This is a genomic window from Faecalicatena sp. (genome assembly GCF_058819085.1).
The window spans coordinates 195677-219110 of the sequence record NZ_JBZUUL010000024.1 but is presented as its reverse complement, the minus strand read 5'-3'; the positions used below and the strand labels follow the sequence as shown (position 1 = coordinate 219110).

29 protein-coding genes are annotated in these 23434 nt (G+C 46.5%); 27 read left to right on the top strand and 2 right to left on the bottom strand.

All coding sequences use genetic code 11. The features are described 5' to 3' along the window. The first annotated feature begins 13 nt into the window (after positions 1 to 13). Genes AC4OGX_RS12485 through rnfB form a run of 5 tightly spaced genes read left to right on the top strand, consistent with a single transcriptional unit; the run spans position 14 to position 3631 of the window. On the top strand, positions 14 to 880 hold the full coding sequence (locus AC4OGX_RS12485) for an RnfABCDGE type electron transport complex subunit D (protein ID WP_493330871.1): 867 nt from the start codon (positions 14 to 16) through the stop codon (positions 878 to 880). After that, on the top strand, positions 880 to 1494 hold the full coding sequence (locus AC4OGX_RS12480) for an RnfABCDGE type electron transport complex subunit G (protein WP_493330843.1): 615 nt from the start codon (positions 880 to 882) through the stop codon (positions 1492 to 1494). Before AC4OGX_RS12485 ends, AC4OGX_RS12480 begins: the two co-directional genes overlap by 1 nt. Then, positions 1487 to 2206 (top strand): electron transport complex subunit RsxE, encoded by a 720-nt coding sequence (gene rsxE, locus AC4OGX_RS12475; RefSeq protein ID WP_493330842.1) that lies wholly within the window; start codon positions 1487 to 1489, stop codon positions 2204 to 2206. The genes AC4OGX_RS12480 and rsxE overlap by 8 nt, the downstream gene beginning before the upstream one ends. A 22-nt stretch (positions 2207 to 2228) precedes the next feature. Beyond that, entirely contained in the window at positions 2229 to 2804 is a 576-nt protein-coding gene (locus AC4OGX_RS12470; protein WP_493330841.1) for an electron transport complex protein RnfA, read from the top strand. Positions 2805 to 2818: 14 nt separating this feature from the next. Continuing rightward, positions 2819 to 3631 carry an RnfABCDGE type electron transport complex subunit B gene (gene rnfB / locus AC4OGX_RS12465; RefSeq protein WP_493330840.1) on the top strand — a complete coding sequence of 271 codons (813 nt, stop codon included), beginning with the start codon at positions 2819 to 2821 and terminating at the stop codon, positions 3629 to 3631. 124 nt (positions 3632 to 3755) lie between these two features. On the opposite strand, the gene AC4OGX_RS12460 is transcribed toward rnfB, so the two are convergent. Then, positions 3756 to 4733, bottom strand: coding sequence for an FAD:protein FMN transferase (locus tag AC4OGX_RS12460; protein ID WP_493330839.1), 978 nt, complete (start codon positions 4731 to 4733; stop codon positions 3756 to 3758). Positions 4734 to 4861: 128 nt separating this feature from the next. Between AC4OGX_RS12460 and AC4OGX_RS12455 the strand changes: the two genes are divergently transcribed. From AC4OGX_RS12455 to AC4OGX_RS12400, 12 genes are all read left to right on the top strand, one after another. Further along, positions 4862 to 5218: a NusG domain II-containing protein gene (locus AC4OGX_RS12455; RefSeq protein ID WP_493330838.1), complete on the top strand. Its 357-nt coding sequence runs from the start codon at positions 4862 to 4864 to the stop codon at positions 5216 to 5218. A 12-nt stretch (positions 5219 to 5230) separates the two neighbouring features. Continuing rightward, positions 5231 to 5728, top strand: coding sequence for a Gx transporter family protein (locus tag AC4OGX_RS12450; RefSeq protein ID WP_493330837.1), 498 nt, complete (start codon positions 5231 to 5233; stop codon positions 5726 to 5728). 19 nt (positions 5729 to 5747) lie between these two features. Beyond that, positions 5748 to 6350, top strand: coding sequence for a Holliday junction branch migration protein RuvA (gene ruvA / locus AC4OGX_RS12445; protein WP_493330836.1), 603 nt, complete (start codon positions 5748 to 5750; stop codon positions 6348 to 6350). 17 nt (positions 6351 to 6367) lie between these two features. Continuing rightward, positions 6368 to 7366 carry a Holliday junction branch migration DNA helicase RuvB gene (ruvB, locus tag AC4OGX_RS12440; RefSeq protein WP_493330835.1) on the top strand — a complete coding sequence of 333 codons (999 nt, stop codon included), beginning with the start codon at positions 6368 to 6370 and terminating at the stop codon, positions 7364 to 7366. Between the two features lie 213 nt (positions 7367 to 7579). Further along, entirely contained in the window at positions 7580 to 7990 is a 411-nt protein-coding gene (locus AC4OGX_RS12435; protein WP_216242268.1) for a cell division protein ZapA, read from the top strand. 48 nt (positions 7991 to 8038) lie between these two features. Continuing rightward, positions 8039 to 10456, top strand: coding sequence for a U32 family peptidase (locus AC4OGX_RS12430; RefSeq protein WP_493330834.1), 2418 nt, complete (start codon positions 8039 to 8041; stop codon positions 10454 to 10456). A 13-nt stretch (positions 10457 to 10469) separates the two neighbouring features. Further along, positions 10470 to 11900 carry an FtsW/RodA/SpoVE family cell cycle protein gene (locus tag AC4OGX_RS12425; protein ID WP_493330833.1) on the top strand — a complete coding sequence of 477 codons (1431 nt, stop codon included), beginning with the start codon at positions 10470 to 10472 and terminating at the stop codon, positions 11898 to 11900. Next, on the top strand, positions 11812 to 13293 hold the full coding sequence (locus AC4OGX_RS12420; protein ID WP_493330870.1) for a peptidoglycan D,D-transpeptidase FtsI family protein: 1482 nt from the start codon (positions 11812 to 11814) through the stop codon (positions 13291 to 13293). Before AC4OGX_RS12425 ends, AC4OGX_RS12420 begins: the two co-directional genes overlap by 89 nt. A gap of 18 nt (positions 13294 to 13311) precedes the next feature. Then, positions 13312 to 13656 (top strand): hypothetical protein, encoded by a 345-nt coding sequence (locus AC4OGX_RS12415; protein WP_493330832.1) that lies wholly within the window; start codon positions 13312 to 13314, stop codon positions 13654 to 13656. Between the two features lie 6 nt (positions 13657 to 13662). Next, entirely contained in the window at positions 13663 to 14808 is a 1146-nt protein-coding gene (locus tag AC4OGX_RS12410; protein WP_493330830.1) for a DUF2953 domain-containing protein, read from the top strand. A gap of 19 nt (positions 14809 to 14827) precedes the next feature. Next, positions 14828 to 15241, top strand: a complete 414-nt coding sequence (locus AC4OGX_RS12405) for a GerW family sporulation protein (protein WP_493330829.1) — start codon at positions 14828 to 14830, stop codon at positions 15239 to 15241. 50 nt (positions 15242 to 15291) lie between these two features. After that, a complete protein-coding gene (locus tag AC4OGX_RS12400) occupies positions 15292 to 15426 on the top strand; it encodes a hypothetical protein (protein WP_281419954.1) in 135 nt (44 codons plus the stop codon). A gap of 174 nt (positions 15427 to 15600) precedes the next feature. On the opposite strand, the gene rpmB is transcribed toward AC4OGX_RS12400, so the two are convergent. Beyond that, positions 15601 to 15786, bottom strand: coding sequence for a 50S ribosomal protein L28 (gene rpmB / locus AC4OGX_RS12395; RefSeq protein ID WP_251387355.1), 186 nt, complete (start codon positions 15784 to 15786; stop codon positions 15601 to 15603). A gap of 301 nt (positions 15787 to 16087) precedes the next feature. Between rpmB and AC4OGX_RS12390 the strand changes: the two genes are divergently transcribed. The 10 genes from AC4OGX_RS12390 to recG all read left to right on the top strand — a co-directional run bounded on the left by AC4OGX_RS12390 (position 16088) and on the right by recG (position 23434). Next, entirely contained in the window at positions 16088 to 16489 is a 402-nt protein-coding gene (locus AC4OGX_RS12390; protein ID WP_493330828.1) for a DUF6483 family protein, read from the top strand. 33 nt (positions 16490 to 16522) lie between these two features. Further along, positions 16523 to 16981, top strand: a complete 459-nt coding sequence (locus AC4OGX_RS12385; RefSeq protein WP_493330869.1) for a hypothetical protein — start codon at positions 16523 to 16525, stop codon at positions 16979 to 16981. A 56-nt stretch (positions 16982 to 17037) separates the two neighbouring features. Continuing rightward, positions 17038 to 17394 carry a hypothetical protein gene (locus AC4OGX_RS12380; protein WP_493330827.1) on the top strand — a complete coding sequence of 119 codons (357 nt, stop codon included), beginning with the start codon at positions 17038 to 17040 and terminating at the stop codon, positions 17392 to 17394. Between the two features lie 190 nt (positions 17395 to 17584). Beyond that, positions 17585 to 17758 carry a hypothetical protein gene (locus tag AC4OGX_RS12375; RefSeq protein ID WP_493330826.1) on the top strand — a complete coding sequence of 58 codons (174 nt, stop codon included), beginning with the start codon at positions 17585 to 17587 and terminating at the stop codon, positions 17756 to 17758. Positions 17759 to 17827: 69 nt separating this feature from the next. Further along, a complete protein-coding gene (locus tag AC4OGX_RS12370; protein WP_493330825.1) occupies positions 17828 to 18055 on the top strand; it encodes a permease of phosphate ABC transporter in 228 nt (75 codons plus the stop codon). Between the two features lie 47 nt (positions 18056 to 18102). Then, on the top strand, positions 18103 to 18324 hold the full coding sequence (locus AC4OGX_RS12365; RefSeq protein ID WP_493330824.1) for a DUF4318 domain-containing protein: 222 nt from the start codon (positions 18103 to 18105) through the stop codon (positions 18322 to 18324). 103 nt (positions 18325 to 18427) lie between these two features. Continuing rightward, positions 18428 to 19033: a cytidylate kinase-like family protein gene (locus AC4OGX_RS12360; RefSeq protein ID WP_493330823.1), complete on the top strand. Its 606-nt coding sequence runs from the start codon at positions 18428 to 18430 to the stop codon at positions 19031 to 19033. Between the two features lie 139 nt (positions 19034 to 19172). Further along, a complete protein-coding gene (locus tag AC4OGX_RS12355; RefSeq protein WP_493330822.1) occupies positions 19173 to 19532 on the top strand; it encodes an Asp23/Gls24 family envelope stress response protein in 360 nt (119 codons plus the stop codon). Positions 19533 to 19546: 14 nt separating this feature from the next. Further along, the gene (locus tag AC4OGX_RS12350; protein ID WP_493330820.1) at positions 19547 to 21211 is read left to right on the top strand and encodes a DAK2 domain-containing protein; all 1665 of its coding nucleotides are present in this window, start codon (positions 19547 to 19549) and stop codon (positions 21209 to 21211) included. 162 nt (positions 21212 to 21373) lie between these two features. Further along, positions 21374 to 23434, top strand: a complete 2061-nt coding sequence (gene recG / locus AC4OGX_RS12345) for an ATP-dependent DNA helicase RecG (protein ID WP_493330819.1) — start codon at positions 21374 to 21376, stop codon at positions 23432 to 23434.

The window sequence follows — 23434 nt, the reverse complement described above, 5'->3', positions numbered from 1 at the left end:
GACCAGTAATATCATGCTTTACGTTGTGATCGCGCTTCTGCCGGCTACGATTTTTGGGATCTATAATTTCAGACATGAGAATGCATGGCTCCTTGTTGTCGTTACAACCTTAACTGCGGTGCTTGCTGAATACATATATGAAAAATTAATGCACAAGCCAGTTACGATCAAGGATTTCAGTGCGGTTGTTACAGGTCTTTTACTGGCACTGAACCTGCCGCCGACACTTCCTTTATGGATGGGCGCTTTAGGTTCTATATTTGCGATCATCGTCGTAAAACAGCTTTTCGGAGGATTGGGACAGAACTTCATGAACCCTGCACTGGGTGCAAGATGTTTCCTTCTGATCTCCTTTACCGGCCGTATGACATATTTCGTATACGACGGTGTGACAGGAGCCACTCCTCTTGCCGAGCTGAAAGCAGGTGAGGCTGTCAATACAATGGATATGCTTCTGGGCAACATCCGCGGAACGATCGGTGAGACCTCTGTCATCGCCATTATGATCGGCGCAATGTTCCTGCTTTTGATGGGGATCATTGATCTTCGGATTCCGGGTACATATATTGTAACATTTGTCATCTTCATTACGATTTTCGGGGGACATGGATTTGACCCGCAGTACATCACTGCACATCTCTGCGGAGGCGGACTGATGCTGGGGGCATGGTTTATGGCAACGGATTATGTGACTTCTCCGATCACAAAGACCGGGCAGATCGTATATGGTGTCTGTCTGGGACTTCTGACGGGTCTGTTTCGACTGTTCGGCGGTTCTGCAGAGGGTGTATCCTATGCGATCATCATCAGTAACCTTTTGGTACCGCTGATCGAGAAGATTACTCTTCCAAAACCATTCGGTAAAGGAGGAGAGAAATAATGAATAAGATCATAAAGAATACACTCATACTTACGATTATCACTCTGGTTGCCGGAACACTTCTGGGGCTTGTCTATGAGGTGACAAAGGCACCGATTGCCGTGGCAGAAGAAAATGCGAAGCAGAAGGCTTATAAGACCGTTCTGTCAGATGCGGCGAATTTTGAAACATATGCAGACTTCGATGAGAGTGAAGCAGCAAAGGCATTAAAGGAGGCCGGATATACGGCGGATGATATCACAGAAGTAGCCGTTGCAAAGGATGCAGACGGTGAAGATATGGGATATGTTGTTACCGTGACTTCCCATGAAGGATATGGCGGAGATATCGTGGTCTCTGTGGGAATCTTGAGTGATGGAACTGTAAAAGGGATCGAGATGCTGACGATCGCTGAGACCGCCGGACTTGGCATGAAGGCCACAGAGCCTGCGTTCAAAGACCAGTTTAAGGATAAGCAGGTTGAGAAGTTTGCTTATACAAAGACCGGAGAAAAGGGCGATGACAAGATCGACGCATTAAGCGGTGCAACGATCACAACGAATGCAGTGACAAACGCAGTAGACTCTGCCCTGGTATATTTTCAGAATGTGTTAGGAGGTAGTGTCAATGAATAAGTATACAGAGAGACTGTCTAACGGTCTGGTCAAAGAGAACCCTACCTTCGTGCTGATGCTGGGAATGTGTCCGACACTGGCGGTCACCACATCAGCGATCAACGGTATCGGTATGGGACTTTCCACAACCGTTGTACTTGTATTATCCAATATGCTGATCTCCATGCTTCGGAAGATCATCCCGGATTCCGTCAGGATGCCCGCATTTATCGTTGTCGTTGCATCCTTTGTAACGATGGTACAGTTCCTTCTGCAGGGCTTCGTTCCGAGCCTGTATGACTCACTGGGAATCTATATCCCGCTGATCGTTGTGAACTGTATTATCCTGGGTAGAGCAGAAAGCTACGCATCCAAAAATCCGGTTCTGCCGTCTGTTTTTGATGGAATCGGTATGGGACTTGGTTTTACCGTAGGTCTTACCGCAATCGGTATTGTCAGAGAGCTGATCGGTTCCGGAAAAGCATTTAATGTCCAGATCCTTCCATCCTCTTATGAGCCGGTTACCATCTTCATCCTGGCTCCTGGTGCTTTCTTTGTACTGGCAGGCTTAACCGCACTGCAGAACAAATTTAAGAAAAAAGCAGCAGAGAAGGGAGATCCGATCGCAGAGAAGATCGGCTGCGGCACAGGCTGTGAAAGCTGCGGAAAGAAAGATACATGCGGCGGCAGTATGTTTATGGATGTAACGCCAGAAAAGAAAGCAGCAAAATAGGAAGGAATAGGAGGAGAACAAAATGAAAGAATTACTTTTAATTGCAGTTGGTTCTGCATTCGTGAATAACGTTGTACTCAGCCAGTTCCTTGGAATCTGTCCGTTCCTCGGTGTTTCTAAGAATGTAAAGACCGCAGGCGGAATGGGCGGCGCTGTTATTTTCGTTATTACGATCGCATCATTTGTAACAAGTTTGATCTATAAGTTTATCCTGATACCGACACACTTTGAGTATCTGCAGACGATCGTCTTCATTCTCGTCATTGCGGCTCTTGTGCAGTTCGTGGAGATGTTTTTAAAGAAGGCTATGCCGCCATTGTATAATGCGCTGGGCGTATACCTTCCCCTGATCACGACAAACTGTGCAGTGCTTGGTGTTGCCCTGACAAACGTTCAGAAGTCTTACAGCATCTTAGAGAGTGTTGTCAATGGTATCGCAACTGCATTTGGTTTCCTTGTGGCAATCGTACTGATGGCAGGTATCAGAGAGAAGATCGAGCACAATGATATTACAGAATCATTTCAGGGAACTCCGATCGTCCTGGTTACAGCAGGACTGATGGCAATCGCATTTTTCGGATTTTCAGGATTAATTTAGGAGGAAATAAAAACATGAGTATATCAGGAATTTTAATAGCTGCGGTAATCGTCGGCGGAACCGGATTATTCATCGGCGTTTTCCTTGGGATATCCGGAAAGAAATTTGCCGTGGAGGTCGACGAGAGAGAAGAAGCCATCATGGGCGTGCTTCCGGGCAACAACTGTGGCGGCTGCGGATATGCAGGATGCTCCGGCCTGGCTGCGGCGATCGTAGCAGGGAAGGCAGAGGTCGGCGGGTGTCCGGTCGGCGGTGCACCTGTTGCGGCTAAGATCGGTGAGATCATGGGCGAGTCTGCAGGAGCGCAGGTCAGAAAGACCGCATTTGTAAAATGTGCCGGAACCTGTGAGAAGGCACAGGATGAGTATGAGTATTATGGCATCGAGGACTGTACCATGGTGAGCATGATGCAGGACGGCGGACCGAAAGGCTGTGATTATGGATGCCTTGGGTTTGGGACCTGTGTGAAAGCGTGTCCGTTTGATGCGATCCATATTATAGAAGGAATCGCAGTTGTCGACAAAGAGAAATGTAAAGCATGCGGCAAGTGTATCGCGGCCTGTCCGAAGCATTTGATCGAGCTGATCCCGTATGATCAGAAGACATTTGTACAGTGTAACTCCAACGATAAAGGGAAGGCATTGATGGATGTCTGCCTGGTTGGATGTATCGGATGCCGCCTGTGTGTGAAGAATTGTGAGGCAGGAGCTGTGACAGTGACAGACAACCTGGCGCACATTGATCCTGAGAAGTGTACGAACTGCGGCGTATGCGCAGAGAAGTGCCCGAGAAAGATCATCACACCGAGGAAGATCCCGATTTCATAAGATATCAGAAAAATGCCTGTCTGTATCACATATGGCGGATGGAAACATCCGGTCATATGGATACAGGCAGGCATTGCTTTATGGCAGGAGGTGCAGAATGCGGGCTTCATCCTGAACGGGAAACTCAGTCTGCATAATGCAGGGCATAGTCATCCGTCACAAAGATGGCCTGGATGCCGTCCAGACTTTCGATCAGCTTCGTGCCCTCTTCAAGTCCCAGGGCAAAGCAGGTGGTGCTTAAGCCATCGCCGTCTACAGACTGATCGGAGATGATGGTGACCTGGAGCAGCCCGTTGTCAAAAGGATATCCGGTCTGCGGATCTAGTAAATGATGATAGATCTTTCCGTCCTTTTTAAAATACCGTTCATACGTGCCGGAGGAGACTACGGACTGGTCGTGGATCTCTACGGTTGTGATCGCCTCGTTTGTTTTGGCAAAAGGTTTCTGTATGCCGATGTGGAAGTCGCTGCCGTCGATCTTACTGCCTATGGTCAAAAGATTTCCGCCCAGATCGATCTGTCCGTGCTCGATCCCTTCACTTTTTAAGTAAGCTTTTAATTTGTCTGCAATGAAGCCTTTTGCGATCCCGCCCAGATCGATAGCGGCCTCAGGATCTTTTAAGGTGACAGTATTTCCTTCCACCAGGACATTTTTGTAATCGACATGGCTTTTGGCCTCCTCAATGGCGGCGGCATCGGGGATGTTTCCCGGGTTATTTTTGATATCCCACAGCTCGCTTAAGGGAGCGATGGTAATATCGAAGCTGCCCTTTGAGATCCGGCTGTAGTACAGTCCTTTTTCGATCAGCTCGATGGTCTCATCATCCACTGTCACCGGACTTCCTTTGGCGGCGTTGATCCTGGAGATGTCGCTGGTCTTAATGGTCCGGCTGAATAACTGTTCATAGTGGGAACACATTTCTTTACAGCGATCCAGTATTTTTTCGTCTCCGCCCCAGATCTTGATGGAGATGATCGTATCAAAATAGGTGCCGAAAGCTTCTAAGGATTCACCCGCAGGGGGCTTCGTACATCCGTTCAGTGAGAAGATAAGGGCTGCCGATAAAAGGCAGGGGAGCATGTGCTTTATCAATCGTTTCATAGAATCCTCTTTCTGTTATCGTTTTCACTTGGAACCTGCTTATTATAACCATTTTACAGGAAAATTACAATCGAACATGTGATTGCATTCTAAAAGGCTGTGTGCTATGATAATGGTCGGAGGCTGAAATGAAAAAAAATGATTTTGTGTTAATCGGGATAATAATTCTTTTAGCGGTTTCCATCCTGGGATACCATTTTCTGAAAGACAGGGATGGGGACGCTTTTGTTGTGATAACGGTGGATGGTAAGGCATATGGGACTTATGATCTGAGTGCAGACCAGACAGTCGACATTAACGGGACGAATACACTGGTGATAAAAGATGGTACGGCTGATATGCAGGATGCCGGCTGCCCGGATAAGCTCTGTGTACACCAGAAAGCGATTTCCAGGGACGGGGAGAGTATCATCTGTCTTCCGAACAAGATCGTGGTGACGATCGAGGGCGGAAAGAAGAGTGAGCTGGATGGAGTAGCAAAGTAGGAGGAAAGAGCAGTGAGGAATAAAGCAGCATATTTTGGTGTGTTTACGGCCCTAGCCCTGATCTTTGGCTACGTTGAGATGCTAATCCCTATTCATTTCGGGGTACCGGGAATCAAGCTGGGACTGGCGAATCTGATGATCGTCATCATGCTTTATAAGTCCGGCCCGAAGGATGCACTCCTTTTGTCTGTTGTGAGGATCGTGCTGTCGGGCTTTCTGTTCGGCAATCTGTTTGCCATTCTTTACAGTCTTGCAGGAGGCATCCTGAGCCTGGCTGTGATGGCGGTGTTAAAAAGACGGGGGACGTTCAGTGTCATGGGGGTGAGCATTGCCGGAGGTGTGTTCCATAATATCGGACAGCTGGCGGTCGCGATGGCTGTGGTGGAGACGTACCGGGTTGGCTATTATCTGCCTGTACTGCTGATCGCCGGAATGGTGACGGGGATGTTGATCGGGATCGTATCCAATGAGGTGTTAAAGAGGATACAAGGAGTCAGCCTGAAAAATTGAGAAGGACAGGAGAGAGAAGATGATTTCATATATTCGCGGCGAATTGGCCGCTTTGGAAAAAGATAAAGTAATCGTGGACGTGGGCGGCGTAGGCTATGGTATCTATATGCCGGGACAGGCCATGGCACTGCTTCCGGCAGCCGGCAGCGAGGTGAAGATCCACACCTATCTGAATGTGAGGGAGGATGCGATGCAGCTTTTTGGATTCCTGACCAGGGATGATCTGGAGATCTTTAAACTGCTGATCGGTGTCAGCGGGATCGGGCCAAAGGGCGGGCTTAGTATTTTGTCGAAGTTAAGCCCGGATGATCTTCGGTACGCTGTGCTCTCGGGAGACGTGAAGGCCATCTCTGCGGCTCCGGGGATCGGGAAAAAGACGGCGGAGAAGCTGATTATCGAGCTAAAAGATAAGCTGGATATCGCGGATGTCTTAGACCATGCGATCGGGAATGACACGGCGCCTCAGACAGAGAACAATGGTTCTGTTTCGTCCGAGGCAGTGCAGGCACTGGTTGCACTGGGCTATGGAAGCACAGAGAGTCTGCGGGCTGTGAAGCAGGTCCAGCTTGAAGATCCGACGGTGGAAGAGTTACTGAAAGAAGCATTGAAGAAGCTATTTTAATGGGATAGAGGGAGCATATGGGGAAACGAATTATCACAACGGAAAATCTGGAAGAAGATGTAAAGATCGAGAGCAGTCTGCGTCCCCAGTTTCTGGAGGATTATATCGGCCAGGAGAAGGCAAAGGAGACGCTTAAGATCTATATCAAAGCAGCGAAGGAACGGGAAGAGGCACTGGACCATGTTTTGTTCTATGGACCTCCGGGACTGGGCAAGACCACACTGGCCGGGATCATTGCCAATGAGATGGGTGTCAATATCAAGATCACGTCCGGTCCGGCAATCGAGAAGCCGGGAGAGATGGCGGCAATTCTGAATAATCTCCAGGAGAACGATGTCCTGTTCGTGGATGAGATCCACCGTCTGAACCGGCAGGTGGAGGAGGTCCTTTATCCGGCCATGGAGGATTATGCCATCGATATTATGATCGGAAAAGGAGCAACTGCCCGGTCCATCCGGCTGGATCTGCCAAAGTTTACATTAGTCGGGGCTACGACCAGGGCAGGGATGCTGACCGCTCCTTTAAGGGACCGCTTTGGGGTGGTCAACCATCTGGAATTCTATACAGAGCAGGAATTGAAGACGATCATCCTTCGATCCGCTCATGTATTGGGAGTGGAGATCGATGAGCGGGGAGCCTTAGAGCTTGCCAAACGTTCAAGGGGAACGCCGAGACTTGCAAACCGCCTTCTGAAAAGGGTCCGGGATTTTGCGCAGGTGAAGTATGACGGTGTGATCACCGAGGCGGTGGCGAATTATGCACTGGATCTTTTGGATGTTGACAAGTATGGACTGGATCACATTGACCGGAATATCCTTCTGACCATGATCGAGAAGTTCCAGGGAGGGCCCGTGGGGCTGGATACGCTGGCTGCTTCTATTTCCGAGGATGCGGGGACTCTGGAGGATGTATATGAGCCGTATCTGTTAAAGACCGGCTTCATACAGCGTACACCCAGGGGAAGAGTAGCCACGGAACTGGCCTATGCTCATCTGGGGATCCCGTATAGTGAGTAAAGTCCTCTGAAAAAGAGACCTGCAAAGGGTCTGTCTGGTGTATAAACGGGCGCTCCCTTTGTCTGTTATGGGACAGCAAATTTTTGTGCAGGCACAAATCTGCTGTCTCATACAGACGTGTGAACTGTAAGAATAGGAAATAACTTGAAAAAATGGTTGGTTTTTGTTTTCATATAGTTTATAATAACAGGTAAGAAACGCGAGGAGGATGCTATGAGTTCAGCAAAACATTATACCGAAGTTTTAATTGGAGGAAAAGTATACACATTAAGCGGCTTTGAAGGAGAAGAATATCTTCAGAAAGTTTCTTCCTATCTGAACCATAAAATTACAGAATGTGCGAACAGTGAAGGGTACCGCAAGCAGAGTTCAGATACCCGGAACGTACTCCTTGCCCTGAATATCGCAGATGACTACTTCAAAGCGAAGAAACAGGGTGATTCCCTTGAGAATGATATCGAACTAAAAGATAAAGAGATGTACGACTTGAAGCACGAACTGATATCAGTCCAGATCAAGCTTGAGAATGCTGAAAAGGAACTGGCGAAGATGAAGGAAGAGAACAACGACCTGCAGATGCAGATCGTGAAGTTAGAGACTGAGATGAAGAATCGCAGGAAATAATAATAGGCTGTCATAAAGACAGCTTATTTCATTTGTGGAGGAGCAGGTTTGACAAGGGGTAATCAAAGAAAGAAGCAAATAGAGATACTGGCGCCGGCAGGTTCTTTTGAGAGCTTTCTGGCTGCCATAAGAGCAGGGGCGGATGCAGTATATGCAGGCGGCCCTCGTTTTGGTGCAAGAGCATTTGCAGATAATTTTACAGAGGAGAAGCTTCTGGAGGCAATTGACTATGCACACCTTCACGGCAGGAAGTTCTATCTGACGGTGAATACACTTTTGAAGGATGCGGAACTAAATACACTGTATGATTATCTGGCGCCCTTATATCAGGGCGGGCTGGATGCGGTGATCGTTCAGGATGTGGGAGTCTTACATGAGGTACGGAAGTATTTTCCGGAACTTTCCATTCATGCAAGCACCCAGATGACTCTGACAAATGCAGAGGGTGCTCTGTTTTTGAAAGAGCAGGGGGCGGAGCGTGTTGTGCCGGCCAGAGAGCTGTCTCTAAAAGAAGTGAGGGAGATCGCAGACCGGACCGGTATGGAGATCGAATGCTTTGTCCACGGTGCGCTGTGCTACTGTTATTCCGGGCAGTGCCTGTTAAGCAGCCTGATCGGCGGAAGGAGCGGCAACAGAGGGCAGTGTGCCCAGCCCTGCCGTCTGCCTTATACGGTGAACGGAAAAAAAGAGTACGTTCTGAGTCTGAAGGATATCTGCACTCTGGAATTGATCCCGGAGATGGTTGAGGCGGGCATCACTTCCTTTAAAATAGAAGGGAGAATGAAGAAGCCGGAGTATGTGGCATTCGTGACATCTATGTACCGGAAGTATACGGACCTGTATCTCGAAAAAGGCAGAAAGGGCTTTCATGTAGATGAGGCGGATAAAGAGAAGCTGATGGATATCTATAACCGGGGCGGATTCAGCCAGGGTTATTATCAGCAGCATAACGGCAGGGACATGCTGTCCTTAAAGCGTCCGAACCATGCGGGGGTTGCGGCTGTAAAAGTTCTGTCACAAAAGGGGCGCGAGATCAGCGGACAGGCCCTCACTAAGATCCACAAGGGAGACATCCTGGAACTGGACGGGCCCAGAGGGAATGCAGATACGAAGAATAACTATACGTTTGGAAAAGGCGCTGCAAAGGGAAGTACCGTGCAGATCCTTGTTCCGCGCGGGAAGCAGTATACAAAAGGGACGGTTTTGTACCGTCTGCGTAATCAGGAATTACTGGATGAGATACACAGACGATATGGAGCCGGGACGGTCCAGGAGCCGATGACAGGGGTTCTGACTGTAAAGGCAGGAAAACCAGCCATATTGACTGTCAAAATGGGGAATACTTCAGTGAGCGTTTCGTCGGAGGAGCTGACGGAGACGGCCAAGAACCAGCCGATCGATGAGACACGGCTTAGAAAGCAGTTAGGGAAGACCGGGAATACAGAATTTTATTTTGAAGATCTGGAGATCGTAACAGAAGGAGATATTTTTCTGCCTATGCAGCGGATCAATGAGCTGAGGCGCCGGGGATTAGAGCTTCTGGAACAGGAAGTCGTGAAAGCCTTCCACCGGGATCTACCAATACGAAAGGACATACAGACAGAGAACGGCTGTCCCGGGAATGTAACGGATCAGAAGGGATGGACAGGCTTTTCTGTCTCGGTGGAATCAAGAGAGCAGTTAAAAGCGGCCGCAGATTCCCCGGATGTAGTAAGGATTTATATGGACAGTAATATTTCCGCTCATTTTCTCGAGGATCAGGAGCTGCGCTCTATCCGGGAGCTGTGCAGAATACAGGGAAAAGAATTTTTCCTTGCCCTGCCGCATATTTTCCGTCGGGATGCTGCAGACTTCTTTGAAAGGGGATATGAGGCGTTTCTTTCATTTGATTTTGACGGAGTCCTGATACGGAATTATGAAAGTTTTCATTTTTTGAAAGAACATGGATTTGACAAGACGGTCATATTGGACCATAATCTATATGTATTCAATCAGGGGGCAAAGCAGTTCTGGAGGAAGCTGGGAGTTTCTTCTTACACGGCTCCGGTTGAATTGAATGAGAGAGAGCTGGGCTGTCTGGGGCTTGAGGAGGCAGAATTGATCCTCTACGGCAGACTTCCGGCGATGGTATCCGCACAGTGTATTACAAAGACGTCGCAGGGCTGTACAAAGCGGCCGGGAATCCTCTGGATGTCCGACCGGTATCAGGAGAAACTTCCGGTTAAAAACTGCTGCAGCTTCTGTTATAATGTGATATACCATACTTCGGTCCTTTCTCTTGCGGATCTAAAGGAATCTGTATGTGAGCTTGCACCCGGGGGGCTCAGGCTTTCCTTTACGCTGGAGGATGCGCGGGGGACGGCACAGATCCTGAAAGAGTGCGGGGATATTTACCTGAGAGGTGGCAGGGCCAAGTGCGGCAGGACAGATTTTACCAGAGGACATTTTAAACGGGGAGTAACTTAGAAGCAGGTGAAAAATGGTTAATGTAATTGTAGAATTATCAAAGTATATTATGATCATACTGATGGCCGTCTATACCTTTTCGTGTTTTTCGGTATTTGCCCAGGTATATGAAGAGGATAAGAAATGGATCCTGATCAGGCAGAATGTACTGATGTTTCTGATCCAGTTTATCGCTTACGTGGTCATGTACCTGCAGACAGAGGAGAAGAAGCTTATGCTTTTTTATCTGGCGCAGGTGGTGCTGCTCATTGCAGTGCTGGTATTGTACCGGGTCATATACCCAAAGGTATCAAGACTGATCGTCAATAATATGTGTATGCTGCTGAGTATCGGTTTTATCATGATCACGAGGCTGACTTATGCAAAGGCTGTAAAGCAGTTCATCTTTGCCGTCATCGGGACAGTGATCGGGCTGGTGGTCCCGGTTCTGATACGAAAGCTGCATTTTTTAAAGGACTGGGGTTATATCTATGCAGGAGTGGGAATCCTCGCATTGGGGGCTGTAGCTGTATTGGGACAGCTTTCAGACGGGGCGAAGCTGGGCTTTACGATCGCCGGGTTCGGTGTCCAGCCTTCGGAGTTTGTTAAGATCCTATTCGTGTTTTATGTGGCGGCGAGTCTGAACAAGTCCACGGAGTTTAAGAATGTGGTGATCACGACGGCAGTTGCGGCCACGCATGTACTGATCCTTGTGCTTTCTACGGATCTGGGCGCGGCATTGATTATGTTTGTGGTATATCTGGTTATGCTTTATGTAGCGACGAGGAATCCCTTCTATGCGATCGCAGGAGTGGGGGGAGGCAGCGTTGCGGCAGTGATCGGGTATCATTTATTTGCCCATATCAAGGTCCGGGTTTCTGCATGGCAGGATCCTTTTGCTTCATACAGCGAGGGAGGCTACCAGGTGGCACAGTCTCTGTTTGCGATCGGAACCGGAAGCTGGTTCGGCATGGGTCTTTATCAGGGGCTTCCTGACAGTATCCCGGTAGCCGAGGAAGATTTTATTTTTTCGGCCATCTCGGAGGAATTAGGACTGATCTTTGCGTTATGTCTGATCCTGGTATGTGTGAGCTGTTATGTGATGTTTTTGAATATTGCCATGGCGATCCGCAACCAGTTTTATAAATTAATAGCTCTTGGTCTTGGAACCTGTTATATTTTCCAGGTATTCTTAACAATCGGCGGTGTTACCAAGTTTATCCCGTCTACGGGAGTCACGCTGCCGCTCATCAGCTATGGAGGAAGCTCCATGCTGAGTACGATGATCATGTTCGGGATCATACAGGGCCTGTATATTTTAAGAGAAGACGAGGAAGAGATTATTGAGAAGAGAAGAGAGAGAGAATTACGAAGAAATGAGCCGCCGGGAAGGGCGCCGCGTAAAAGACAGCAGCCAAAGAAAAAGCCCGCGTTCGAAGAAGTTCCGCAACAAAGAGTTCGCTAGGGTCACGTATTTCTTTGTCGCACTGTTTCTGGCTTTGATGGCTTATATCGTGTATTTTAATATCGTGCGGGCGAAAACAATCGTGAACAGTCCGTATAACGAACGGCAGGATGCCTTTGCGGACCGGGTCATCCGGGGAAATATCGTGGACAGGAAGGGGAACATCCTGGCGGAGACCCAGGTCGGCGATGATGGCAGTGAACTGCGCAGCTACCCCTATGGAGCGGCCTTTGCGCACGTAGTCGGATTCAGTTATCCGTCCACCGGGAAAAGCGGTCTGGAATCCATTGAGAATTTCAATCTGCTGACATCGGATTCCTTTTTCGTGGAAAAGCTGATGAATGAGTTTAAGGATGAAAAGAACATGGGGGACACGGTCGTTACCACACTGGACGCAGACCTCCAGCAGGCCGCATATAATGCCCTGGGAGACAACAAGGGAGCGATCGTAGTGATGGAGCCTGGTACCGGGAAGATCCTGGCGATGGTATCCGGTCCCACCTTTGACCCGAACAGTGTAGCCGGCAACTGGGATGCACTGAACTCGGATGACAGTGGAAGTCCTCTTTTAAACAGGGCAACACAAGGTGCTTACGCACCGGGCTCTACCTTTAAGGTGGTGACGACACTGGAGTTTATGCGGGAACGAAGCGACTACGCGAATTACAGCTACGATTGTGCAGGTGAGATTACGGAGGATGGTACGACGATCCACTGCTTCGACAGTACCGTGCATGGTTTAGAGGACTTAAGAAGCTCCCTGGCGAATTCCTGCAATTCTTCTTTTGCAAATATCGGGTTGTCCTTAAACAAGACAAATTACCGAAAAACAGCGGAAGAGCTTCTATTTAATAAGAAGCTGCCTTCTGTACTGGATTATTCGAAGAGCTCTTTTAAGATCAATGAGAAGTCTACCAGTGCGGATATGATGATGACTGCGATGGGGCAGGGTGAGACTTTAGTCAGCCCATACCATATGGCACTGATCACATCTGCCATTGCTAACGGCGGTACGCTGATGGAACCATATCTTGTTGAGAAGGTAACGAATTACAAGGGGACTGAGGTGCGCAAAAATGTACCGAAGAGCTATAAGAAGCTGATGACGTCAGATGAAGCTGCACAGCTCAAGGAATACATGAAAGCTGTTGTTGATGAGGGAACCGCTTCAATGCTGAGCGGACAGTCCTATACGGCGGCAGGGAAGACCGGAACTGCAGAGTACAGTATGGACGACGGTGAGAAGACCCATTCCTGGTTTATCGGATTTACGAATGTGGATAATCCGGAACTGGTCATCAGCGTCATTATTGAAGGGTATGACGGAAATGCAGGTGCCAAGGCAGTACCGATCGCAAAGCAGGTACTGGATGCTTACTATAATAATATGTGACCAAAAGTGGTGAAGAATATGCAGATGACATTTTACTGTGACTTATATGTCAGTGAAGATTTGGAAAAGAAAAAAGAAGAGGTGCTCTCTAAGCTTTCAGAGAATAAAGCGCAGCCTTTGGTCTATGTGATCACCCTTGCGCAGGGGCGGCAGAACCATCTGGAATTTTATTCTTCCCTGCTTTTAAAGCAGCATATCTATGAGGACACCCCGCTTTTTGTGGTGGGGATCGCGGATGGATACGACGATGCACTTTATCTGGTCGAGCGGATCGCTGCTGAGATATATGAGAAAACCAAAGGTACGGATATACGGGGATACATTGAGAAGCGTCAAAAAGAATATGAGGAAGGCAGAGTGTAAAGGCAGATGTTACATATAATCCTGTTGATTCTGAAAATTATAGGCTGGATATTGCTCGCGATACTGGGACTGATCGTATTGCTTATTTGTGTTGTCTTTTTCGTCCCTTTATGCTACCGGATCGAGGGGAAGTGCGGGGGAGACTTGGATTCCCTGTCCGGGAAGGTGAGATTTTCCTGGCTGTTCCATCTGATCGGCGGACTTGTGGAGTATGATAAAGGGAAGCTGAGCTGGGTCATTCGGATCGCCTGGAAAAAGATCCGGGAAGAGGACGAAGACGAAGATGAATCTGAGAGTGAAGATACGGCTGTAGATGACGATGAGATCTCAGACGTAGAAGAGGCTGAGACAGGAACGAAGGTTTTAAGAGAAGCGATGCCTCATGAAACGGAGGAACACACAGAATCCCGGGAATTCGCCTCGGATGTCAGACGTCTGGAAGAATTGATGAAGGCGGACGAAGAAAAAAAGCAGGATGAGACGTTCGAGGGAAGCTTAGAGATCCCGCCGGAAGAGCCGGTTTCAGAAGAGACAGCGGCAGAGACTGTAACGGAAAAGACGGCAGTGGAAGAACCTGTTACGGAAACCGCAATTCCGAAAGAGCAGGCACTGCCGGATGCAGACAGGAAGAGAAAAGCCAGACAGAGAAAAGCCGGGAAGGATTTTGCAGAAACACACAAGGATCAGAAAGGCTTCTTCGAAAGACTGGGCATGAAGATCCAGAAGCTTTTTGAAAAGTTAAAATATACATTTGAGAAGATCTGTGATACTATGAAATCATTGACAGAGAAGAAAGAGAAGCTGACAGCTTTTATCACGGACGAAGTTCACCGAAGTGCACTCGCAGCTCTTCTAAAAGAGATAAAAAGGCTTCTTCGTTTCCTAAAGCCGAAGAAAGTGGAGGCAGACATAGAGTATGGATTTGAAGAGCCCCATTATACAGGGCAGGTCTTGGCAGCTCTGAGTATGATTTATCCGTTCGTAGGCGAACACGTAGATATTCAGCCTGATTTCGAGCACAAGGTATTAAAAGGGAATCTTTTGATCGCGGGTAAGATTCGGGTGTTTTCTATGGTTATCATACTTTGGAACCTGGTATGGAATAAGAATGTCCGAATCACATTCAAGCATATAAGGAAATTTAAACTATAGAATCAAGGAGGATTCAGGAATGGCAGAAGAAAACAACTTCAAAGCAACAGTAGAGGCATTATTTCAGGGAATGGACGGCGTTGTGACATCCAAGACCGTTGTAGGTGACGCGATCCAGATCGGGGATACGACGATCGTACCGCTGGTGGATGTGTCATTTGGAATCGGTGCCGGATCTTTTAACGCCGATAAGAAGAACAAGGGAATGGGCGGTATGGGCGGAAAAGTGACCCCAAGTGCAGTCCTTGTGTTCAAGAACGGAACGACCAAGTTAGTCAATATCAAGAATCAGGATACAATGACTAAGATACTGGATCTGGTTCCTGAGATGATAGACAAGTTCACGACACGTAAAGAGGATAAAGTGACCGAGGAAGATGTGATGGATATCCTGAATTCTAAGGGTGCAGAGGAAGATGATGCACAGATCTAAGAAGCCCTGCATATAATAAATCAAACATCCTGCCGGGAGCCTGGTATCTCATGAAAAAAGTAATAGGGTTTGCACTGATCTGGTTCGCTATTGGAATGTTTCTTATGTTGATCCTGCCCAATGCAATAGGTCTGATCATAATCTTTATAAGCCTTGCGGTAGGATATAATCTTTTTTGTGGATGATCTGGCAGAAGGGATTCAAATTTTTAGCAAAGAGACAGGTCTTTGCATACTTATATTTTGCACCAGCAGCCGGGCTTTAGAAGTCCGGCTGTAACTATGTAATGGCTGTTGTTTTTGGACACAAAAAAAGTACCCACCTAAGTGAGTACCTCCGTGTCAGTTAAATGTCTTTCATTAAGCGCGTTCTACGCGTCCTGATTTTAAACAGGATGTACAAACGTACATTTTCTTAGATCCGCCTTCTGTTTTCACTCTAACGGACTTCACATTTGATTTCCACATTTTTGGTGATTTTCTATGAGAGTGACTTACGCTGTTGCCGAAGTGAGCACCCTTTTCACAAATAGCACATTTAGCCATCATTGCACCTCCTAACAATCTGAACTAGTCCATACAGACTCACAACACTGTTATTTTAGCAGAAAGGGTATGCTATTGCAAGTCTTTTTTTCAAAATTCTTGGGAAATTGGTAACAATTCTGCCAGGGGTGTCATTTACTGAGATATTCCGTGAAAAATAAATCAGCTTTAGGTTGATAGTTGAGAATATGAAGTGTATTCTAAAGGCAAAGGAAATTTTACAGCAGCTAAGAGTCTGTCTGGACCGTGATACAGCAATGCATATTGAAGTATAATAACTTATGAAAGGAAGTGCACGCATATGCTTTACAGTGATGAAAAGGATTATATCATGAGGATGATCAAAGAGGTAGCGAGAGTTCTTTTCTCCTTAATGTTGGGAAAGAAATATGTTCAGGTTGAACTTGAGGATCAGAATAAGTATGAAGTCTCAGGCAGAAAATTAGGGGATTATAAAGCTATGGTCGACCGTGGTGAGATCAATGAGGCGGAGAACTTTCTCCTGGAAGAAATCGACTATGATAACAGCGAAGAAGTTGCGGCGGCACTTCTGTTTTATCAATATGTGAGCCAAAAAGGACAGGATTTCCTAAAGCTGCATAACTATTCAGAAGAGGAAGTGCTTGAAGGCATGCAGCAGCTGGCCAGGAATGCGGGATACGGGGAAGCCTGTGATATTCTGGAACAGATAGAACCGCAGTAGCAGAAGCTATTTATATGAATGGAGGATGAACATATGCAAAACTTTTTCAAAGCATTGACAAGTGAAAATAAAAATGTGGAGATACCAAATGAATGTGATTATTTTGGAAAGCTGATCGGCAGTTGGGAAATCGACTATATTGATAACAGCAATTCTCATTCGATGAAAGGGGAGTGGCACTTTTCCCGGGTTCTTGATGGAATGGCGGTTCAGGATGTTATTATTCTGCCTGGTTATGAATATGGAACCACCATTCGTGTTTATAATCCCGGTACGCGTGCCTGGGATATTGCCTATTGCTATACAGGAAGAATTATGCGGTTCGAAGCGAGAAAACAGGATGATATGATAGTTCTTACGAATATTGAGGACGGAAGGAGAAAATGGGTATTTGCCAAGATCGAGGATCATAATTTTCATTGGCAGGATGTTATGGTACAAGAGGACGGTAAATGGCAGGTTAATTATGACTTGTATGCTCGGCGCATGTGATAGGAGATGCCTTGCAGTTGAGAGATTAGAAAGCAGTAGTCAAAAAGGAGATTATCATGGAGATGAATAAGAAAAATCAACGATCCCATATAAGAGTCTTTTTCATTATGTTTCTTTTTGCCATGTGCTTTATTTTGAATCTGGTCTTTCTTAGCTCTTATCCTCTTTATGAATTATCTGATAAGACAACTGCAAGTGAGACAGAGACATTTTCAGAAAATATTGCTGTCAATGGAGATGATGATACTATAGTGGAGAATATATGCATCATATCCATGACAGCAGCTCTTCCGGGAGGATTTAATCTGTTTCTTTTTCTTATTATAGTTTTTCTCTTTTTCTATTTAACCCTATTTATATTATTGCCTGATGAATGGACATTATTTCATCAGAAGGTACGTCTGGATAATTGAATTCATTCCTTCTCAATCCATAAAAAGTATATCCAAAGGGGCTTTCGTAATTCATGCCCCATATGGCAAGTGTGCCAGTGGCCATAAGTCATTTTTAAATACAAACAATGACTTCTTTTTTGTATGCGGATATAGATTGTATCTTACTATGAAAGTGAAGCAAAACAGAGATTGAATTGGAGGAATATGAATGAAAGAAAAGATATATAAATTTTTTCTTGCCCTGATCGTGAGTCTGTCCATTGCCACGGGGCCTATAGCTCAAAATGAGATACTCAAAATGCTTGAAGTCCTTACAGGAACGATTGAGGCACAGGTTCAGGAAATTGAGGAAGAAGAAAAAGAGACAGAAGAAATTTTATGAAGACAGACATATTGAGATTTCTATGTTATAATAAAAATACAAAGTGAAAAAATTCAGGAGGTAAAGGTTATGAAAAAATTATTGGCTTCTGCGGATCAATTTTTACAGGAAAGCGACTGGAGGGATTTGACGCTGGTGAAATTCTGCCTGTGTGCTATAGGAATCATGATCGGTCTATGCGTACCGAAAGAAAAGAAGAAATATCCCTTTATCTGTGCCGGTGTCATATTCATCATCACATATATTCCTCTGATGGTGAAGTTCATTAAGATTATTATCAGGCAGTATACTGACTGAGATCATGTGATTTAGAGTCTGTCTATAGAGAAACGGAGGAAAATTTTATGTTTAAGAAAACATTTTGGATTCCATATGAAGATACTACAAATTATCCGAACCAGATAAAAACAATGGATGCCATATCCAAATATTGTGAAGAAAATGGGGTATCATGTACATTCACAGGTGATGATGAAGTAGAAATTGACGGGATCAGATACGAGATTTATCGAGGCTATGAAAATGGCAGCAGAGGGAATTATGGGATCAAATGTAAAGAGAAATAGTCAGAGAGTTTTTGATATTCACAGAATCAGACTTTCATGATAAAATTAGTATAAACTAAAAATTATAAGCAGCCAGTGAATTGGGCGGAAAGTGGGGAAGACTATGGGCAGACGGGTGATTACGATTGGAAGACAGTACGGAAGCAACGGACATGAAATTGCGAAGAAATTATCTGAGAGGCTCGGGATTCATTATTATGACAAAGAGCTGATCAAGATCGCGGGCGAGGTGCAGAACATTACCTATGAAGAGCTTCTCAAAGTAGATGAAAAGCGGGCGAACCCATGGCGCTATCCAGTGGAGGATGACGTGCAGATGTCGAAGCAGTTCCGTTTCGAACCAATGAATGATGTACTTTTTTATACGCAGATGGAGATCATCAAGGATCTGGCAAAAAAAGAGGACTGTATCATTGTGGGCCGCTGTGCCAATGATATTTTAAAGGGCTGTGAGGGCTGCAGGAGCGTCTTTATCCATGCACCATTTGAAAAACGCGTGGAGACGATCATGCAGAGGGCGTCCATCGATGAGAGGGAAGCCTCCCTGCTGATCAAAAAGATTGACAAACAGCGCAGATACTATTATAACTATTTTACGGATCTAAAATGGGAAGATATGACACAGTATGATCTCTGTCTGAACAGCGGAAGCATTTCAGAAGAGCAGATTCTTGATGTTTTAGCAGCACTTTATGAATCCATATTGTAAATTTTGAATAAAGAGAGTATAATACTCCTGTTGATTATGCCCAAGGGGGCATTCTGCGCGCTTAGGACGGCAGGACAACAGCTGTTTGCTGTTGGTGAAGATTTGCAGGAATCCATATAAGAATTGGAGGGAATAAATAATGAAAGGTAGCATGAGTACAGATCTTGGAATCATTACAGTGAATCCGGATGTAATTTCCAAGTATGCAGGCTCCGTGGCGGTAGAGTGCTTCGGTATCGTCGGGATGGCTGCGGTTAATATGAAGGATGGCCTGGTAAGGCTCTTGAAAAAGGAAAGCCTGACCCACGGGATCCATGTGGAGATTTCTGACGAGAACATCCTGACACTGGATTTTCACGTGATTGTTGCATATGGAGTGAATATTCTTTCAGTTTCTGACAATCTGATGAACAATGTAAAGTATAAGGTAGAGGAATTTACCGGTATGACTGTAGAGAAAATAAACATCTTCGTCGAAGGTGTCAGAGTGATTGATTAAGGAGGATACTTGTCGTGGCAACAAAAACGATAAATACAGAGCTGCTTATGAAGATGTTTTTAGCAGGGGCAGCAAATCTGGAGGCAAAAAAGGAATTTATTAACGAATTGAATGTGTTCCCTGTTCCTGATGGGGATACGGGAACGAATATGACATTGACGATCATGTCTGCGGCCAAAGAAGTAAGCAGCTTAGAAAAGCCGGATATGGTAAGTGTCTCCAAAGCTATTTCTTCTGGTTCCCTGCGTGGGGCGAGGGGAAACTCCGGAGTTATCCTGTCCCAGCTGCTGCGTGGATTCACTAAAGAAATCCGGGAACATAAGGAGATCGATGCACTTATCCTGGCTCAGGCTTGTGAACGTGCCCGGGCAACTGCTTATAAGGCTGTTATGAAGCCAAAGGAAGGGACGATCCTGACTGTGGCTAAGGGCATCGCACAGAAGGCGGCTGAGATGGCAGAGACAACGGACGATCTGGAAGTCTTTATTCCGGAGGTGATCGCACATGCCCAATATGTGCTCTCCAAGACACCGGAGATGCTGCCGGTCCTGAAAGAAGCAGGGGTAGTAGACTCCGGCGGACAGGGATTATTAGAAGTGATCAACGGCGCATATGATGCTTTCCTTGGGAAAGAGATCGACTATAGTGCCATTGAGGCAAGCTCAGGGACCACGATGGTAAAACCGGGAGCGCAGGCAGAGGCAGATATTAAGTTCGGATATTGTACAGAATTCATCATCATGGTTGAGAAGGAATTTACCGAAAATGATGAAGTGGAATTCAAGGCATACTTAGAATCGATCGGTGACTCCATTGTCTGTGTTGCAGATGATGATATCGTGAAGATCCATGTGCATACAAACGATCCCGGCCTGGCGATCCAGAAGGCCCTGACCTATGGACAGCTTTCCAGGATGAAGATCGACAATATGCGTGAGGAGCATCAGGAGAAGCTGATTCGTGAATCCGAGAAGCTTGCAGAACAGCAGAAAGAGGAACGTAAGAAAACACAGCCCAGGAAAGCCGTTGGATTTATTGCAGTATCCATCGGTGAGGGGATGAATGAGATTTTCAAAGAGCTGGGTGTTGATTATATCATCGAGGGCGGCCAGACCATGAATCCGAGTACAGAGGACATGCTGACAGCGATCGATAAGGTGAATGCAGACCATATCTTTATCCTTCCGAATAATAAGAACATCATCCTGGCGGCAAACCAGGCACAGATGCTGACGAAGGACAAGGACATCCTTGTGATCCCGACGAAGACAGTACCCCAGGGAATCACAGCGATCATCAATTACATGCCGGAAGCAGACGTGGATACTAATTTTGAGACGATGAATGAAGAGATCAAGAACGTGAAGACCGGACAGGTAACATACGCTGTCAGGGACACGAAGATCGACGATAAAGAGATCCATGAGGGAGATATCATGGGAATCGGAGATGCAGGGATCCTGGCGGTCGGACAATCTGTCGAGGAGACTGCCAAGGAGATGCTGGCTTTGCTGGTTGATGATGATACGGAACTGATCAGCCTGTATTACGGACAGGATATCCTGGAGGAAGATGCTTTGCGTTTTGCACAGGAGATCGAAGAGCTGTATCCGAATGCGGATGTGGATGCACACGCAGGCGGACAGCCGATCTATTACTATGTATTATCTGTAGAGTAAAATTACGGCAGTAAAAGAGATAAAACGGGTCAGTACCCCTATCGGGCAGCTGGCCCGTTTCGAGATTCTGCAGGAATGTCTGGATTTTTTGACAAAGAAATGATAACGATAGAACCTAAATTATAATCAAAGATTTTGGCAGGCAGGTGAATAGAAAAGCCAATGAATGAAAATTCTAAAATCAGTTCCTTAAAAGGGATCGGTGAAAAAACAGAAGCATTATTTAAGAAAGCGGGTGTCGATACAGTCGGCGATCTTCTGCGCTATTATCCGAGAGGATATGATGTATATGATGACCCTGTTTCCATAGGAGAGGCAGAAGAAGGAAAGACGGTGGCGGTGACAGGGGCCATATTCGGGACGGTACAGGTGAGTAAAAACCGAAATATGCAGGTCACGACTCTTTGTCTTAAGGATATCACGGGGACCTTGAAGGTCATCTGGTTTCGGATGCCGTTTCTAAAAAACACACTGGCCCGGGGTGGTGTGATCACCTTAAGAGGGCGGATCGTGAGAAAACGTGACGGCCTTGTTATGGAGCATCCTGAGATCTTTTATCCCAGCGGGAAATACGAGGAGAAGCGCAATACCCTGCAGCCGATCTATCCGCTGACAGCAGGACTGACGAACAATGCAGTGAAAAAGGCAATGCTTCAGGCAATGGAATACCTGGATCGCAGTCAGGACTTCCTTCCTGAGGGGATTCGGAAAAAATATGATCTGACAGAATATGAGGATTCGGTAAAAGGAATTCATTTCCCCAAGGATAAGGAAGAGTTCTTCCATGCCCGGGAACGACTCGTATTCGAGGAATTTCTGGTCTTTATCCTTTCCTTACGTTTCTTGAAGACCAGGGAGGATAAGGCGGAAAATGGATTTGCTTTCCAGGAGCAAAAGAAAATAGACGGCTTCTTAGAGTCTCTTCCTTATGAACTGACAGCCGCCCAGAAAAAGGTCTGGATGGAGATAAAAAGAGATCTGTCAGGCCCCCATGTCATGTCACGCTTAGTCCAGGGGGATGTGGGATCAGGAAAGACGATCGTGGCACTTTTAGGATTGATGTACGCGGGACTGAATGGATATCAGGGCGCCATGATGGCACCGACAGAGGTGCTTGCAAAACAGCATTATGAAAATATCAGTGCCATGTTTGAACAGTATAAGATCCCCCTTAAGGCCGTTCTGTTGACAGGTTCTATGACGGCAAAGGAAAAACGTGCTGTCTATGAGCAGATCGCCCTGGGAACAGCAGATATCATTGTGGGGACGCATGCGCTGATCCAGGATAAGGTGGAATATAAAAATCTCGCACTGGTAGTGACAGATGAGCAGCATCGGTTTGGAGTGAAACAGAGAGAGGCTCTGGCAGGAAAAGGCAGGATGCCGCACATCCTGGTCATGAGTGCCACACCGATCCCAAGGACACTGGCGATCATTCTGTATGGCGACCTGGATATCTCTGTGATCGATGAGCTTCCGAAGAACAGGCTTCCGATCAAGAACTGTGTGGTAGACACAGGATACAGAAGCACAGCCTATCATTTTATGCAGAAGCAGGTGGAAGCGGGACGGCAGTGTTATGTTATCTGCCCGATGGTGGAGGACAGCGAGCACCTGGAAGCGGAGAATGTCATTGATTATACAGAGCACCTCAAGGATTCTCTTGGGCGCAGGATCCAGATCGCTTATCTGCACGGGAAGATGAAGCAGGCACAAAAGGATGAGATCATGGAGGCATTTGGAAGGAATGAGATCCAGATCCTCGTCTCAACGACTGTGATCGAGGTTGGGATCGACGTGCCAAATGCTACAGTGATGATGATCGAAAATGCGGAGAGATTCGGACTGGCACAGCTCCATCAGCTTAGAGGGAGAGTGGGAAGAGGAAAGCATCAGTCTTACTGCATCTTTATGAGTGCCTCTAAAGCGAAAGAGACAAAAGAACGTCTTGAGATTTTAAATAAGTCGAATGATGGATTTTTCATTGCCTCAGAGGATCTGCGCCTCAGAGGGCCGGGCGATCTGTTCGGGATCAGGCAGAGCGGTCTATTGGATTTCAGGCTGGGAGATGTGTTCCAGGATGCGAAGATTCTTAAGACGGCCAATGACGCAGCAGCAGGTCTTTTGCAGGAGGACCCGGAATTAAAGCAGGAAGAGCACTTGAGGTTAAAGGAACATATCAACCGTTATATGTCTAAGGTCATGCTTGAGACGACGCTCTAG